Genomic DNA, 13,701 nt, shown 5'->3' with positions numbered 1-13,701 from the left:
GGCCATGGCTCCGCAGGCGRCGGCGGTCCTGTGGCGCGGGGCGGCGGGGCGGTGGCATCCGCTTGTGGCGGCTGCCATGCTGCCGGCGACCGGCGGGCTGGTCGCGGCCTTCATAGCGACTCCGGACCTGGGCAGGCTTCTTGCCTGCATCGGAGCCGCATGGCTTGCGGGCTGGACGGTTGTGAAATGGGCCTTGTCGTGGGGAACCGGACCTGCGCTGGCGCTGGTGGGCGGCTTTGCCGGCTGGTCGCTGGCGGCGTCCGCTTTCCTTATGGAAAATATGCCGATGGCCGTCGCGGGAGGGCTGGCGGGCGCGGCGGGCAGCCTGTTCGGCGCGCGCCTTTGCGGCGGTGCGGGCAGGAAGGGGCTTGCCGATGCGGGACGCCGTCCCTAACGATTTGGGCGAGGGACAAGCCTGTCCGGCTTTGTCGGCGCATGGGGATAAGCGGATTCATGAAGAAGCTCGGCCTGATAGGCGGTCTCAGCTGGACGTCGACGGCGCGCTATTATCAGATCATCAACCAGGCGGTGTATCGCGCCCGGGGCGGCCAGCATAGCGCTCCGCTGCTGATCGAAAGCCTGGATTTCGCGGACATAGGCCGTTCCATCACCGAAGAGGAATGGGCCCATGCGGCCGATGTGCTGACCGCGTCCGCCAGGCGGCTGGAGCAGGGCGGGGCGGCGGCCTTGCTGATCTGCGCCAATTCCATGCACCGCGTCTATGACGATGTGCAGGCGGGCGTCGACATTCCGATCGTCAACATCGCCGAAGCCGTAGGGCGCAAGATGCAGGCCGACGGCATCGAAAAGGCCGCGCTGATCGGCACCCGCAATGTAATGACGGAGAAATTCTATCGCCAGCGGCTGGTGGCGCACGGCATATCGCTGCTGCCCCCGGACATGGAACTGGCCGAGCGGATCGACCGGATCGTCTATGACGAACTGACCATCGGCAAGGTCAGCCGCGAGTCGGAACGCTATATGAAGTCTGAACTCACCGACATCGCCAAGGAGAATGTGCAGGCGGCGATCCTTGCGTGCACCGAATTGGAGATGATCGTCGATGTGAAGGCGAACGTCCTGCCGATCTATGACGGCACCAGCATCCATGCACGTGCGGGCGTGGACGTGATCCTGGGGGATTGAGGCTTCTGGACCTTTAGCGGGCCAGGCCCCAATCCTCCCTCCGCGCAGCGGACGAGGGAGCGAAACGCGCCGGCGTCGAGACGCCGGACGCCCGCCAATCCGGGGCAGCGACGGGAATCGCCTGCTTCTCTCGAACCTTCACCTTCCACCCCGTTGCGCGCCGCGCAGGGATTTTCTCGCCTCCGCAATAAAATGCTTTCGGGGGTCTGGCTGTTTTGCCGGTTAATGGTTACATGGGCCGCCACGAATCCCCCAGCGATCATGCCAGGCCCCCGCATGAAACGCGCAGCAGAAAGTGGCTTCACATGGACATCCGCCTTGGCCTCACCTTTGACGACGTGCTTTTGCAGCCCGCCGAATCCGATGTGCTGCCCAGCCAGGCGGACACCAGCACCCATGTGACCCGCGCAATCAAGCTCAACATCCCGATCCTCTCCTCCGCCATGGACACGGTGACGGAGGCGGACATGGCGATCGTCATGGCCCAGCTGGGCGGCCTTGGCGTGTTGCACCGCAACCTGTCGGTCGAGGAACAGGCCGACGCGGTACGCGCGGTCAAGCGCTTCGAAAGCGGCATGGTGGTCAATCCGATCACCATCACGCCCAATGCGACGCTGGCCGATGCGCAGATGCTGATGACCCGCCACAAGATCAGCGGCATTCCGGTGGTCCAGGCGTCGGGCAAGCTGGTCGGCATCCTCACCAATCGCGACGTGCGCTTTGCGGAGAACCCCGCCCAGCCGGTCAGCGAACTCATGACCCGCGACAATCTGGCGACGGTGAAGACCGGGGTGGGCCAGGACGAAGCGATGCGCCTGCTGCATCAGCGCCGCATCGAAAAGCTGCTGGTGGTGGACGATAATTATCATTGCGTCGGACTGATCACCGTCAAGGACATCGAAAAGGCCGTCACCTATCCGCAGGCGACCAAGGACGCTTCGGGCCGCCTGCGCGTGGCGGCGGCCTCGACCGTGGGCGACAAGGGGCTGGAACGCAGCAAGGCGCTGATCGACGCGGAATGCGACCTGATCGTCATCGACACGGCCCATGGCCACAGCCGCCAGGTCGCCGTCGCGGTCGAGGCGGTGAAGAAGCTGTCCAACCATGTCCAGGTGGTCGCCGGCAATGTCGCCACCGCCGAAGCGACCAAGGCGCTGATCGGCGCGGGCGCGGACTGCGTGAAGGTCGGGATCGGGCCGGGTTCCATCTGCACCACCCGCGTCGTCGCGGGCGTGGGCGTGCCGCAGCTGACCGCCGTCATGGATTCGGCCGAGGAAGCCGCGAAGCAGGGCGTGCCGGTGATCGCGGATGGCGGCCTGCGCACCTCCGGCGACGTGGCGAAGGCGCTGGCGGCGGGCGCGGGCTGCGTCATGGTGGGCTCCCTGCTCGCCGGTACGACGGAAGCTCCGGGCGAGACCTTCCTCTATCAGGGCCGCGCCTATAAGAGCTATCGCGGCATGGGCAGCGTCGGCGCCATGGCGCGGGGTTCCGCCGACCGCTATTTCCAGGCGGACATCAAGGACCAGATGAAGCTGGTGCCCGAGGGGATCGAAGGCCAGGTGCCGTTCAAGGGGCCGGCGAAGGACGTCATCCACCAGCTTGTCGGTGGCGTGAAGGCGGCCATGGGCTATACCGGCAGCGCCACGATCAAGGACCTTCAGGAACGGGCGCGCTTCGTCCAGATCACCAATGCCGGCCTGTCGGAAAGCCATGTCCACGACGTGACGATCACGCGGGAAGCACCCAATTATCCGACGCGGTAAGGCCCTTTTCAATTCTCTTCCTTTCCCGTGATGGGGGAGTAGCGCATGACCCCGTCCGCACGCGTTCAGGCCGCGATTGAGTTGCTCGACGCCATCATATCGTCGGCGCGTGACGGCGGGCCGGCGGCGGATACGCTGATTGCCCGCTATTTCAAGGATCGGCGCTATGCCGGATCGCGGGACCGGCGGGCGGTGCGCGACCATGTCTATGACGCCGTGCGCCGCGCGGCCGAGCGTCCCGAAAGCGGGCGCGCCGCGATGGTGGGGCTGGCCCGCGAGCGGCCGGAACTGGCGGAACTGTTCAATGGATCGGCCCATGGACCGGCGCCGATTTCCGCGGACGAGGCGGGAACGGCGGCAGGCGTCGTGCCCGGCTGGATCGACCCTCTGCTGGCCGCGCCCGTGGAGCGCGAGGCCCTGTTGGGCCGGGCGCCGGTCGACCTGCGCATCAACCGGCTGAAGGCCGACCCGGACAGGGTGGCGTCCTTCTATCCCGATGCGGTGCGTATGTCCGGCCTGCCCGAGGCCTTGCGCCTGCCCGAAGGCGCGCCGGTCGAGCAGAGCGACCCCTGGAAATGGGGGCAGGTGGAGGTGCAGGATGCCGGCAGCCAATGGATCTCCGCCGCCTGCGGGGCGCAGCCGGGCATGACCGTGATCGATCTCTGCGCCGGGGCGGGGGGCAAGACGCTGGCGCTGGCGAGCGCCATGGCGGGCAAGGGCACGCTGATCGCCGCCGACACCATCCGGTCGCGGCTGTCGCGGCTCGACCCGCGGGCGGAGCGGGCCGGGGCGACCTTCATCGAAACGCTGCTGCTGGATCAGGGGCATGAGGCGGGCGCGCTGCAAAGCCTGCATGGCCGCGCCGACGTGGTGCTGGTCGACGCGCCCTGTTCGGGCACCGGCACCTGGCGCCGCAATCCGGAGGCGCGCTGGCGGCTGACCCCCGCGCGGCTCGACCGGCTGGTGGCGGAGCAGGCGCGAATCCTGGATTTCGCCGCGCCTTTGCTGGCACCGGGCGGCCTGCTGGTCTATGCTACCTGCGCGCTGACGGACCGGGAGGGGCGGGATCAGGTGCGGGCATTTCTGGCACGGCATGAGGGATGGATGGCCGAACCGGCCGATGTGCCGACGGGCCGTGCCCATGGCGACGGGCTGCTGCTGACGCCGGCGCATGACGGGACGGACGGTTTCTATTTCGCGCGGCTGCGACGGACGGCGTGAAAGAGTCGATGGACAAGCGCCCGCAAAATCGCGAGACTTGGACGGAATCAGCGCCTGAAACATGGCTGGAGTTGTGCATGCGTTTTACCCCCGCTTCGATCGCCCTGGCCGTCCTGTTGACCACCGTTTCCAGCGTCGGGCTGACGCAGCGCCCGGATTCGCAGATTTCGCCGCTGTCCATCGAGTGGCAGAAGGCGGGCGAAGCAGCGCGCAAGGCGGGCAATTATCAGGGCGCCACCGATGCGCTGGAAAGCGCGCTGGCGGTCGATCCCCGCAACCGCATGGCCTATATCGAGCTGGCCGAAGTCGCGCGGGCCCAGGGATTGCAGGGCAAGGCGATCCGGCTGTATCGCGAGGCGCTGTTGCTGGAGCCCAATGACGTCGCCGCCCTGGTCGGTCAGGGCGAGGCGATGGTCGAGAAGGGCGCCATCGCCAAGGCGAAGGAAAATCTCGCCCAGGCGCAGGGGCTGTGCAAGGTGAACTGCGCGGCGGTCGGACAACTGGCGGCGGCGATAGAGAAGGGGCCGCCCGCGACGGTGCTGAGCGCGAAGGACAAGGTGCCCGCGCCCAAGGCGGCGGAAACCGAGACGCCCTGACCCGTTTCCGCGGGACTGCTCCCAAATCTTTTACACCGAAGTTCACACCATATGCGCGCGCGTGCCTACGCGCGCGTGGGCGGGTGCGTGTGGTTTACCGGATGTTTCACGGAAGGAAGCGGGATAGGCCCGTGGATGCGGAATAGGACAGGCCGAAATCATGTTTCGGTCGAAAATAGGATGCTTTTTGGTCGGCCTGTGGCGATCGGGTTACGGGTGATCCTGGGTGAAGTCATTCCGGTTCCGGGTTTGGCGGGTTGGATCATTTGAAGGCGGTCTGGCTTAAAATCCGGTTCCCACCCAAGATTCCAAAAGAAAAGGGCCGGCAGGCTTGTCGCCCCCGGCCCGTTTCCAATCCTGACTATGCCGGATCAGCCGACGATTTCGTCCGGCTTGAAGAAATAGGCGATCTCGATCGCGGCATTTTCCTCGCTGTCGGAACCATGGACCGAATTGGCTTCGATCGATTCGGCATATTCCTTGCGGATGGTGCCCTCATCGGCATTGGCGGGGTTGGTGGCGCCCATGATGTCGCGGTTGCGCTTCACGGCGTCCTCGCCTTCCAGGACCTGCACGACCACCGGGCCGGAGATCATGAACGCGACCAGATCGGCGAAGAAGGGGCGTTCCTTGTGCACGGCGTAGAAGCCCTCGGCCTGCTCGCGGCTCATGCGGATGCGTTTGGAAGCGACGACGCGCAGGCCCGCTTCCTCCAGCTTCTTGGTCACGGCGCCCGTCAGGTTGCGACGGGTCGCGTCGGGCTTGATGATCGAAAAGGTGCGGGTCACGGCCATAAGGCTCAAAAGCTCCGAATTGTTGGGATAAGTTGGCGCGCCCTTTAGACCGGGCCGCAGCCTATCGCAAGAGGGCTGATTTTTGGTCCATGCTTATGGACCCTGCACCCATTTGCGGCCTTCCTGCCGCCAGAATCGTGGCGTCACGCCATCCCGTTTGGCGAGATCGCGCCAGCTTGCCCGCGCGCCTTCGACGGTTTCCGCGTCGAAGAAGTAAAAGGCCCGCTCGAAACCCAGCGCCTCTTCGCGCCAGAGGCCATCGGCCAATGCGACATGCCGTGCCCCATTGGCGGCCAGATCGACGCTTGGGCAATCCTGCGCCAGCAGCACCGGCTGCACGGATTCGCCGCCATCGCCCGCCCGGCCATGCGCCAGGAAGCTTTCCGGCGGCCCCGCCCACAGCCCGGCGGAGATTCGCTCCAGCCGTTCAGGCTCCCGCGCCACCACCAGCAGCCGCTCGCCCATCTCCAGGATACGGCCTGCTATGGCGGGCAGCACCTGTTCCACCGGATCGCGGCTGAGCTGGTAGAAATCGACTTGCATTCTTCTCGCTCTAACCGTTCGCCCCGGGCTTGTCGAACCGAAGGTCGGCGAAGCCAACGGCTTTCACGTCTTCTTCAAATAAAGAAAAGAGCTTCGACAGGCTCAGCCCGAAGGGGGCGGGGTTTTAGCCAGACAATGCTTGCCCTCGGTCCGGACCAAATCCAAACCGAACGGGAAGAAAGATCAGCCCTCGAACTTGTCCGCGACATAGCGGTCGAGCAGCCGCACGCCATAGCCGGTCGCGCCCTTGTCCCATGTCGCGCCGGGCTTGTCGGCCCAGACCATGCCCGCAATGTCGAGATGCGCCCATTTCACGCCCTCATCGACGAAGCGTTTGATGAACTGCGCCGCCGTGATCGACCCGCCATAGCGCGGCCCGATATTCTTCATGTCGGCAATCGGGCTGTCGATCAGCTTGTTATAGGCGTCGCCCAGCGGGAAGCGCCACAACTGGTCGCCCGCCGCCTTGCCCGCCGCGATCAGATCGTCGGCCAGCCCGTCGTCATTGGAGAAGATGCCCGCATATTCGTTGCCGAGCGAGATGATCATCGCCCCGGTCAGCGTGGCGAGGTCGATGATCACCTCCGGCGCATAGGTCTTCTGCGCCCAGGTGATGACGTCGCACAGCACCAGACGTCCTTCGGCATCGGTGTTCAGCACCTCGATCGTCTGCCCGGACATGGAGGTCACGATGTCGCCCGGCCGCTGCGCATTGCCGTCCGGCATATTCTCGACCAGCCCGCAAATGCCGACGACGCGCACCTTCGCCTTGCGCCCTGCCAGCGCCTTGATAGCGCCCGCCACGGCCCCGGCGCCGCCCATGTCCCATTTCATGTCTTCCATGCCCGGCCCGGGCTTCAAGGAAATGCCGCCCGTGTCGAAGGTCACGCCCTTGCCGACGAAGACCAGCGGCTTTTCGGTCGCGCCACCCGTGCCGTCCCATTCCATGGCCAGCAGGCGCGGCTCGCGCACCGAACCCTGCGCCACGCCCAGCAGCGCGCCCATGCCCAGATCCGCCATCGCCGCCCTGTCCAGCACGGTGATCTTGACGCCCAGCTCCTCCAGATGCCTGCAGCGCTCGACGAAGCTTTCGGGGTAGAGGATGTTCGCCGGTTCCGACACCAGCTCGCGGGTGAAGGCCACGCCCGCCGCGACCGCGGACCGGCTTTCCCAGGCCGCCCCGGCGTCGCTCGAAACCAGCGTGATCTGCTTGAGCGTCGGCTTGGCCTTTTCCGCCTGCCGCGTGCGATAGGTGTCGATCCGCCAGCCGCGCAGCGACGCGCCGAAGGCCAGCGCCGCCGCCTTGTCCCCACTCGCGCCGCCGAAGAATTCGACCGCCGCATGGGTCGCGCCGCTGGTCGACAGGCGCGCCGTCAGCGCGCTGCCCGCGCGCTCATAATCCGCATCGCTGCCCCCGCCGGTGCCGACCAGCACCACGCGCAGCACCCTGCCGCCTTCCTCCACGAAGCTCTCGAAGCTCGACCCCGCTTCGCCCGTGAAGCGCGCCGCGGCGGCGCCCGCCGCCAACACGGGCGCGGCGCTCAGGGGCAAGGCGTCGAAACCGCCCTTCGGCACGGCGAAGACCAGCGTATCGGCTTCGGGACGGACGGGGCTGAACGCGATTTCCATCTAGGGTCCTTTATTTCCTGCAAGGCTTGTATCTCTATGGCCAGATAGTGCGGCTTACCCTGTCTGGCAAAGCCGTTCGACTGATTTTCCCGCAAAACTCTTGGCGGAGACGATTGCAGCGCAGACAAAGCAGTGCGATAGGCGGGAAACAAAGCGCCCCGTCAAAGAGGCCCCATCCTTTTGCAGAACAGCCCTTTCCCCTTGCGTTTGAAACCTCTCCTGGCCGCCGGCGCCGCCTTTCCGTGCCTGGTCGCCGTCCCGCATGCCACGGCCCAGCAACTTCAGGAACCGCAGGCGACGATCAGCGCGCCCGACGCTCCCGTGCCCGAAAGCGACGAACAGATCGGCTTCGCCGCCGATGCGCTGGAATATGACAGCAACAGCGAGGTCGTGACCGCCAGCGGCAATGTGCAGTTGCTGCGGGAGGGGAACCGGCTGCGCGCCGACAAGGTCGTCTGGAACCGCACCACGGGGAAGGTGGAGGCGAACGGCAACGTCTCCGTCACCGATCCGGAAGGCAATATCGCCTATGGCGACCGGTTCGACGTCACCGATTCCCTGCAGGACGGCATGGTCCAGAACATGCTGCTGGTGCTGCAATCGGGCGGGCGGCTGGCCGCCGCCAGCGGCCAGCGGGTGAACGGGGTCTATACGCTGCGCAAGGCCGCCTATACCGGCTGCGTGGTGGAGGATCATGAGGGCTGCCCCAAGGAGCCCACCTGGCAGATCAAGGCGGTCAGGGTCGTCTATGATCCGGTCAAGGCCCGCGTCAAATATACCAATGCCAGCGTGGAACTGTTCGGCCTGCCGCTGATCCCGCTGCCCGGCTTCTCCCATCCGGTGGGCGACAATGGCGGCAGCGGCCTGCTGGTGCCCAATCTTCGCTACGACCGCACCAACGGGTTCGAGGTCGCGCTGCCCTATTATCTGAAGCTGGCGCCCAATCGCGACCTCACCGTCACGCCGCATGTCTATACCGACACGCTGCCGATGCTGGAGACCAACTACCGCCACTTATGGGACCGGGGCGCCTACCAGATCACCGGCTATGCGACCTATGGCAGCCGCGTCGCCACCGGCAATGCCTCTTCCACCACCCCGGCGGGATCGGAAAGGGATTTCCGCGGCTATCTCGACGCCAGCGGCGCGCTGCAACTGACGCCGGAATGGAGCATCGGCGGGTCGATCCGCGCCGCGACCGACCGCACCTTCCTGCGCCGCTACGACATCAGCCGGGACGACCGGCTGCGTTCTACGCTCAACGCCCAGCGAATCGGGGAGAACAGCTATTTCTCCATCGCCGGCTGGGCGGTGCAGACGCTGCGCACCGGCGATTCGCAGGGGCAGATGCCGATCGCGCTGCCCGTGATCGACTATCGCCTGCGGATGAAGGACCCGCTGCTGGGCGGCGTGGCGCAGTTCCAGGCGAACAGCCTGGCCATCACCCGCACCCATGGCCAGGACACGCAGCGCGCCTTCGCCGCCTTCGAATGGAACCTGCGCAAGCTGACGCCGATGGGTCAGGAACTGACCTTCACCACCTATTTGCGCGGCGACGTCTATCACAGCAGCGACAATCTGATGAACAGCATCGTCAGCTATGCCGGCGATCCGGGCTGGAAGGCGCGCGGCATCGCGGCGGCGGCCATCGACATGCGCTGGCCCTTCATGGGCGAGGCGTTCGGCGGCGTGCAGCGCATCGCCCCGCGCGTGCAGATCGTCGCCGCGCCCAAGATCGCCAATCTCTCCGTCCCCAATGAGGATGCGCGCGCCATCGACCTGGAGGACAGCAACCTCTTCGCGCTCAACCGCTTTTCCGGATATGACCGGTTCGAGGATTCGACCCGCGTCACCTATGGCATGGAATATAGCCTGTCGCTTCCGGACTTCTCGCTGGAAAGCGTGGTGGGGCAAAGCTACCGCCTCGACAAGCGAGAGAGCATCCTGCCGGAAGGAACCGGCCTGTCGGACCGCCTGTCCGACGTCGTCGGGCGCACCACCGTCCGCTACAAGGATTTCATCAGCTTCACCCACCGCTTCCGGCTGGACAAGGACAATCTGTCGGTCCGCCGCAACGAGATCGACGCCACCATCGGCAGCCGCAAGACCTATGCGACGGTCGGTTATCTGCGCCTCAACCGCGACGCGAACCTCAATCTGGAGGATTTGCAGGACCGCGAGGAACTGCGGCTGGGCGGTCGCGTCCAGTTCGCGCGCTTCTGGTCGGTCTTCGGCTCGACCGTCATCGACCTGACCGACACGAAGGAAGATCCGCTGTCCGTCGCGGACGGCTATGAACCCGTGCGCCATCGTCTGGGGATAGCCTATGAGGACGATTGCCTGACGCTCGGCCTCACCTGGCGGCGCGACTATCAGGTGCTGGGCGACGCACGAAAGGGCAACAGCTTCCAGCTTCGGCTGGCTTTTCGCAATATTGGCATATAAGGATCAGCCTTCCCGCTTCCTGCTCAGGGTCGGTTAAGGCGGATCGGCGCATCTCGTGCCGAACCGATTGGAGAGTTTTGTCGACGATGCAGCCTGTCGTTTCCCCGTTTTCCCGCATTGGCAGCACGGCCTACAGGGGCCTGCGGGCCGTGCTTCTGTCCTCGGCGCTGCTGGCTACCGGCGTCAGCGGAAGCCTGGCCCAGACGGTCGCCGACGATGACAATGTCGCCACGCAACAGCTCAACCTGCCCAGGGATGTGACCGTCTTCGGCAAGAGCGACCCCAATGTCCGCAAGGCGACGGCCATCGTCAACGGCCGGATCATCACCGGCACGGACGTCGACCAGCGGCTGGCCCTCATCATCACGGCCAATGGCGGCAAGGTGTCGGACGAGGAAAAGGAAAGGCTGCGCGTCCAGGTGCTGCGCAACCTGATCGACGAGACGCTCCAGATCCAGGAAGCCGCCGCCAACGACATCAAGGTGGACAAGGCCGAGATCGACCAGAGCTATGAGCGGGTCGCGGCCAATTTCCGCCAGTCCCCCGCCCAGTTCGACCAATATCTGCGCCAGCAGGGCAGCTCCGCCGCCAGCATCAGGCGCCAGATCGAGGGCGAGCTGGCCTGGAGCCGCCTGCTCCGCCGCAACATCCAGCCCTTCGTCAACGTGTCGGAGGATGAGGTGAAGTCGGTGGTCGACCGCATGAACGCGGCCAAGGGCAGCGACGAGTTCCGCATCGGCGAGATCTACCTGTCGGCCACGCCGGAAAACCAGCAGCAGATCATCGCGAACGCCCGCAACATCATCGAACAGATCAAGCAGGGCGGCAGCTTCGCCGCCTATGCGCGGCAATTTTCCGAAGCCTCCACGGCAGCGGTCGGCGGCGATCTGGGCTGGGTCCGCCCCGTCCAGCTGCCCGACGAACTGGCGCAGGCGGCGGCCGAAATGCAGGTCGGCCAGATCGCCGGCCCCATCGGCGTGCCGGGCGGCGTCTCGATCATCTATGTCATGGACAAGCGCAAGGTGCTGACCGCCGATCCGCGCGATGCGCTGCTCAGCCTCAAGCAGCTCTCCGTCAGCTTCCCCGCCGGCACGACCAAGGAACAGGCGAGCACCAGGGCGGCCGCCTTCGCCGCGCAGGTCAAGACGATCAAGGGCTGCGGCCAGGCCAATGAACTGGGCGGCAAGATCGGCGCCGACGTGGTCGACAACGACAATGTGAAGCTGCGCGACCTGCCCCCGCAATTGCAGGACATCCTCCTGAACCTCCAGGTCGGTGAGGCGACGCCGCCCTTCGGCTCGATCAACGACGGCGTGCGCGTGCTGGTCGTCTGCGGCCGTGACGAAGCCTCCTCCGCCGCCGCGCCCAATGCCGAACAGATCATGGCGCAATTGGAGGAAGAACGGGTCAACAAGCGCGCCCGCATCTATCTGCGCGATCTCCGCCGCGATGCCGTTATCGACTATAACTGATCCGGCGGATATGCCGCCATTCGCCGTGTCGCTCGGTGATCCGGCGGGAATCGGGCCGGAAATCGTCGCCAAAAGCTGGGTCATGCGGGAGGCGCGGGGCCTGTCGCCCTTTTTCGCCGTGGGCGACGCCGCGTCCCTGCGCGCCGTCTGGCTCGGCCCGGTCGAGCCGGTCAGCACGCCGGAGGAAGCGGTGGAGGTCTTCGACAAGGCCCTGCCATGCCTGCAGGTGGCGGAGGCGGGCGAGATCACGCCCGGCACGCCCAGCATGGATGGCGCGCGCACGGCCTTTCAGGCGCTGGAGGTCGCGGTCGGCCTCGCCCGCAGCGGTTCGGCGGCCGGGATCGTCACCGCCCCGGTGGGCAAGGAACAGCTCTACGGCGTCGGCTTCACCCATCCGGGACAGACCGAATTCATCGCGGAACGCTGCGGCGTCGCGCCCCACAATGCCGTGATGATGCTGGCGGGGCCGTCGCTGAAGGTCGTGCCGATCACCATCCACATCCCCCTGGCAGAGGTGTCGTCCGTGCTCACGGTCGACCTGATCCGCGCCCGCGCCATCACCACGGCAAAGGGGCTCCAGCGCAATTTCGGCATCGGCCGTCCCCGTCTGGTCGTCGCGGGCCTCAATCCCCATGCGGGCGAAGGCGGGGCGCTGGGGCGGGAGGAGATCGACGTCATCCGTCCCGCCGTGGAGTCGCTCCAGGCGGAAGGTTACGACATTCAGGGGCCGCTCGCCGCCGACGCCCTGTTCCACAGCCGCGCCCGCGAAACCTATGACGCGGCGCTCTGCATGTATCACGATCAGGCGCTGATCCCCATCAAGACGCTGAATTTCGACGAGGGGGTGAACATCACCCTGGGCCTTCCCATCGTGCGCACCTCGCCCGACCATGGCACCGCCTTCGGCATTGCGGGCAAGGACAGCGCCAATCCCAGCGCGATGATGGCCGCGATCAGGATGGCCGCCGAAGCGACACGCGCCCGGCTGACCCCCGGCTGCTGAGGCTCATGGCCGCCGATACCCGCCCCAAGCTCCCGCCGCCCAAGCTCCCGCCGCTGCGCGACGTCATCGCCGCCCACGGGTTGCAGGCGAGCAAGGCGCTCGGCCAGAATTTCCTGCTGGACGAACAGTTGCTGGACCGGATCGCGGCCATCCCCGGCCCGCTTGAGGATCAGCCCGCCTTCGAGGTCGGCCCCGGTCCCGGCGGCCTGACCCGCGCGATCCTGCGCGCCGGGGCAAGGCTGGTGGCGGTCGAGCGCGACCGGCGCTGCCTGCCCGCGCTTTCCGAACTGTCGGAGGCCTTTCCCGGCCAGTTCCGGGTGATTTCCGGCGACGCGATGGCGGTCGACGCCCGCGCCGAGGCAGGCGAAGGCGCGCATATCATCGCCAACCTGCCCTATAATGTGGGCACCGCCCTCCTCATCGGCTGGCTTTCCACCGACTGGTCTCCACTCCCCTGGTGGTCGAGCCTGACGCTTATGTTCCAGATGGAGGTTGCCGAGCGGATCGTGGCGAAACCCAATGGCGATCATTATGGCCGCCTCGCCGTGCTGTCCCAATGGCGCAGCGACGCCCGCATCGCGATGAAGGTCCACCGCAGCGCCTTCACGCCCCCGCCCAAGGTCATGTCGGCGGTCGTCCACATCACGCCCAGACCCGCCCCCGAAGGCGTGCAGTTGAAGCATCTCGAACGCCTCACCGCCGCCGCCTTCGGCCAGCGCCGCAAGATGCTGCGCCAGAGCCTCAAGGGCCTGCCCGGCGCCCTCGAAGCGCTGGAGGCGGTCGGCATAGACCCGCAACGCCGCGCGGAAACCGTCAGCGTCGAAGAATTCGTGGAAACAGCGCGCGTTCTGGGACGCCTTTAGCCCTAAAAGCCCCGGCTTGGGTGGAAGGCGGACATTCCCCCTCCCGCAGGCGGGAGGGGGCTAGGGGGTGGGCTGGCGCGACATCAGCGTGAGTTTTCAACGGCTAAGCTGGAAGCTCGCTGCGCCATTGGGACAGCACGGCGAGGCGGCCATAATGATCGCCATTGGGTTTCGCCACGATCCGCTCGGCAACCTCCATCTGGAACATAAGCTGTCTCTTATACAC

Annotated in this window: 11 protein-coding genes and 1 pseudogene; 9 read left to right on the top strand and 3 right to left on the bottom strand. The window is 66.2% G+C overall.

The genetic code is table 11. The features are described from left to right. The 5 genes and pseudogenes from A0J57_RS24445 to A0J57_RS24425 all read left to right on the top strand — a co-directional run. Positions 1 to 394 (top strand): annotated as a pseudogene (locus tag A0J57_RS24445) (NADP transhydrogenase subunit beta); the annotation flags it as partial. 59 nt (positions 395 to 453) lie between these two features. Next, entirely contained in the window at positions 454 to 1,146 is a 693-nt protein-coding gene (locus A0J57_RS24440) for an aspartate/glutamate racemase family protein (protein ID WP_025549702.1), read from the top strand. Between the two features lie 305 nt (positions 1,147 to 1,451). After that, positions 1,452 to 2,909: an IMP dehydrogenase gene (gene guaB / locus A0J57_RS24435; RefSeq protein ID WP_061936916.1), complete on the top strand. Its 1,458-nt coding sequence runs from the start codon at positions 1,452 to 1,454 to the stop codon at positions 2,907 to 2,909. Between the two features lie 45 nt (positions 2,910 to 2,954). Beyond that, complete coding sequence (locus A0J57_RS24430; RefSeq protein ID WP_061936919.1) at positions 2,955 to 4,130, top strand: RsmB/NOP family class I SAM-dependent RNA methyltransferase; 1,176 nt, start codon at positions 2,955 to 2,957, stop codon at positions 4,128 to 4,130. 77 nt (positions 4,131 to 4,207) lie between these two features. After that, complete coding sequence (locus tag A0J57_RS24425; RefSeq protein WP_044663058.1) at positions 4,208 to 4,726, top strand: tetratricopeptide repeat protein; 519 nt, start codon at positions 4,208 to 4,210, stop codon at positions 4,724 to 4,726. A gap of 371 nt (positions 4,727 to 5,097) precedes the next feature. On the opposite strand, the gene ndk is transcribed toward A0J57_RS24425, so the two are convergent. The 3 genes from ndk to A0J57_RS24410 all read right to left on the bottom strand — a co-directional run bounded on the left by ndk (position 5,098) and on the right by A0J57_RS24410 (position 7,692). Then, a complete protein-coding gene (gene ndk, locus A0J57_RS24420; protein WP_007684133.1) occupies positions 5,098 to 5,520 on the bottom strand; it encodes a nucleoside-diphosphate kinase in 423 nt (140 codons plus the stop codon). Between the two features lie 93 nt (positions 5,521 to 5,613). After that, on the bottom strand, positions 5,614 to 6,063 hold the full coding sequence (locus A0J57_RS24415) for a DNA polymerase III subunit chi (protein ID WP_061936922.1): 450 nt from the start codon (positions 6,061 to 6,063) through the stop codon (positions 5,614 to 5,616). A 183-nt stretch (positions 6,064 to 6,246) separates the two neighbouring features. After that, on the bottom strand, positions 6,247 to 7,692 hold the full coding sequence (locus A0J57_RS24410) for a leucyl aminopeptidase (RefSeq protein WP_061936925.1): 1,446 nt from the start codon (positions 7,690 to 7,692) through the stop codon (positions 6,247 to 6,249). Positions 7,693 to 7,872: 180 nt separating this feature from the next. On the opposite strand from A0J57_RS24410, the gene A0J57_RS24405 reads away from it, so the two are divergent. The 4 genes from A0J57_RS24405 (at position 7,873) to rsmA (ending at position 13,475) form a co-directional block, all read left to right on the top strand. Continuing rightward, a complete protein-coding gene (locus A0J57_RS24405; RefSeq protein ID WP_061936928.1) occupies positions 7,873 to 10,137 on the top strand; it encodes an LPS-assembly protein LptD in 2,265 nt (754 codons plus the stop codon). A gap of 86 nt (positions 10,138 to 10,223) precedes the next feature. Further along, positions 10,224 to 11,609 (top strand): peptidylprolyl isomerase, encoded by a 1,386-nt coding sequence (locus A0J57_RS24400; RefSeq protein ID WP_061936931.1) that lies wholly within the window; start codon positions 10,224 to 10,226, stop codon positions 11,607 to 11,609. Next, a complete protein-coding gene (pdxA, locus tag A0J57_RS24395; RefSeq protein ID WP_025549697.1) occupies positions 11,587 to 12,612 on the top strand; it encodes a 4-hydroxythreonine-4-phosphate dehydrogenase PdxA in 1,026 nt (341 codons plus the stop codon). Before A0J57_RS24400 ends, pdxA begins: the two co-directional genes overlap by 23 nt. Positions 12,613 to 12,617: 5 nt before the next feature. Continuing rightward, entirely contained in the window at positions 12,618 to 13,475 is an 858-nt protein-coding gene (rsmA, locus tag A0J57_RS24390) for a 16S rRNA (adenine(1518)-N(6)/adenine(1519)-N(6))-dimethyltransferase RsmA (protein WP_061936934.1), read from the top strand. The last annotated feature ends 226 nt before the right edge of the window (positions 13,476 to 13,701 follow it).

It is taken from the genome of Sphingobium sp. 22B (assembly GCF_001580035.1).
Lineage (GTDB): Bacteria > Pseudomonadota > Alphaproteobacteria > Sphingomonadales > Sphingomonadaceae > Sphingobium > Sphingobium fuliginis.
This window is presented reverse-complemented; position numbering and strand designations above follow the sequence as displayed.

Bases quoted from the DNA above. Each gene is read 5' to 3' on its own strand.
- A0J57_RS24440 (WP_025549702.1), top strand. From the start codon at position 454: ATGAAGAAGCTCGGCCTGATAGGCGGTCTCAGCTGGACGTCGACGGCG.
- guaB (WP_061936916.1), top strand. From the start codon at position 1,452: ATGGACATCCGCCTTGGCCTCACCTTTGACGACGTGCTTTTGCAGCCC.
- A0J57_RS24430 (WP_061936919.1), top strand. From the start codon at position 2,955: ATGACCCCGTCCGCACGCGTTCAGGCCGCGATTGAGTTGCTCGACGCC.
- A0J57_RS24425 (WP_044663058.1), top strand. From the start codon at position 4,208: ATGCGTTTTACCCCCGCTTCGATCGCCCTGGCCGTCCTGTTGACCACC.
- ndk (WP_007684133.1), bottom strand. From the start codon at position 5,520: ATGGCCGTGACCCGCACCTTTTCGATCATCAAGCCCGACGCGACCCGT.
- A0J57_RS24415 (WP_061936922.1), bottom strand. From the start codon at position 6,063: ATGCAAGTCGATTTCTACCAGCTCAGCCGCGATCCGGTGGAACAGGTG.
- A0J57_RS24410 (WP_061936925.1), bottom strand. From the start codon at position 7,692: ATGGAAATCGCGTTCAGCCCCGTCCGTCCCGAAGCCGATACGCTGGTC.
- A0J57_RS24400 (WP_061936931.1), top strand. From the start codon at position 10,224: ATGCAGCCTGTCGTTTCCCCGTTTTCCCGCATTGGCAGCACGGCCTAC.
- pdxA (WP_025549697.1), top strand. From the start codon at position 11,587: ATGCCGTTATCGACTATAACTGATCCGGCGGATATGCCGCCATTCGCC.
- rsmA (WP_061936934.1), top strand. From the start codon at position 12,618: ATGGCCGCCGATACCCGCCCCAAGCTCCCGCCGCCCAAGCTCCCGCCG.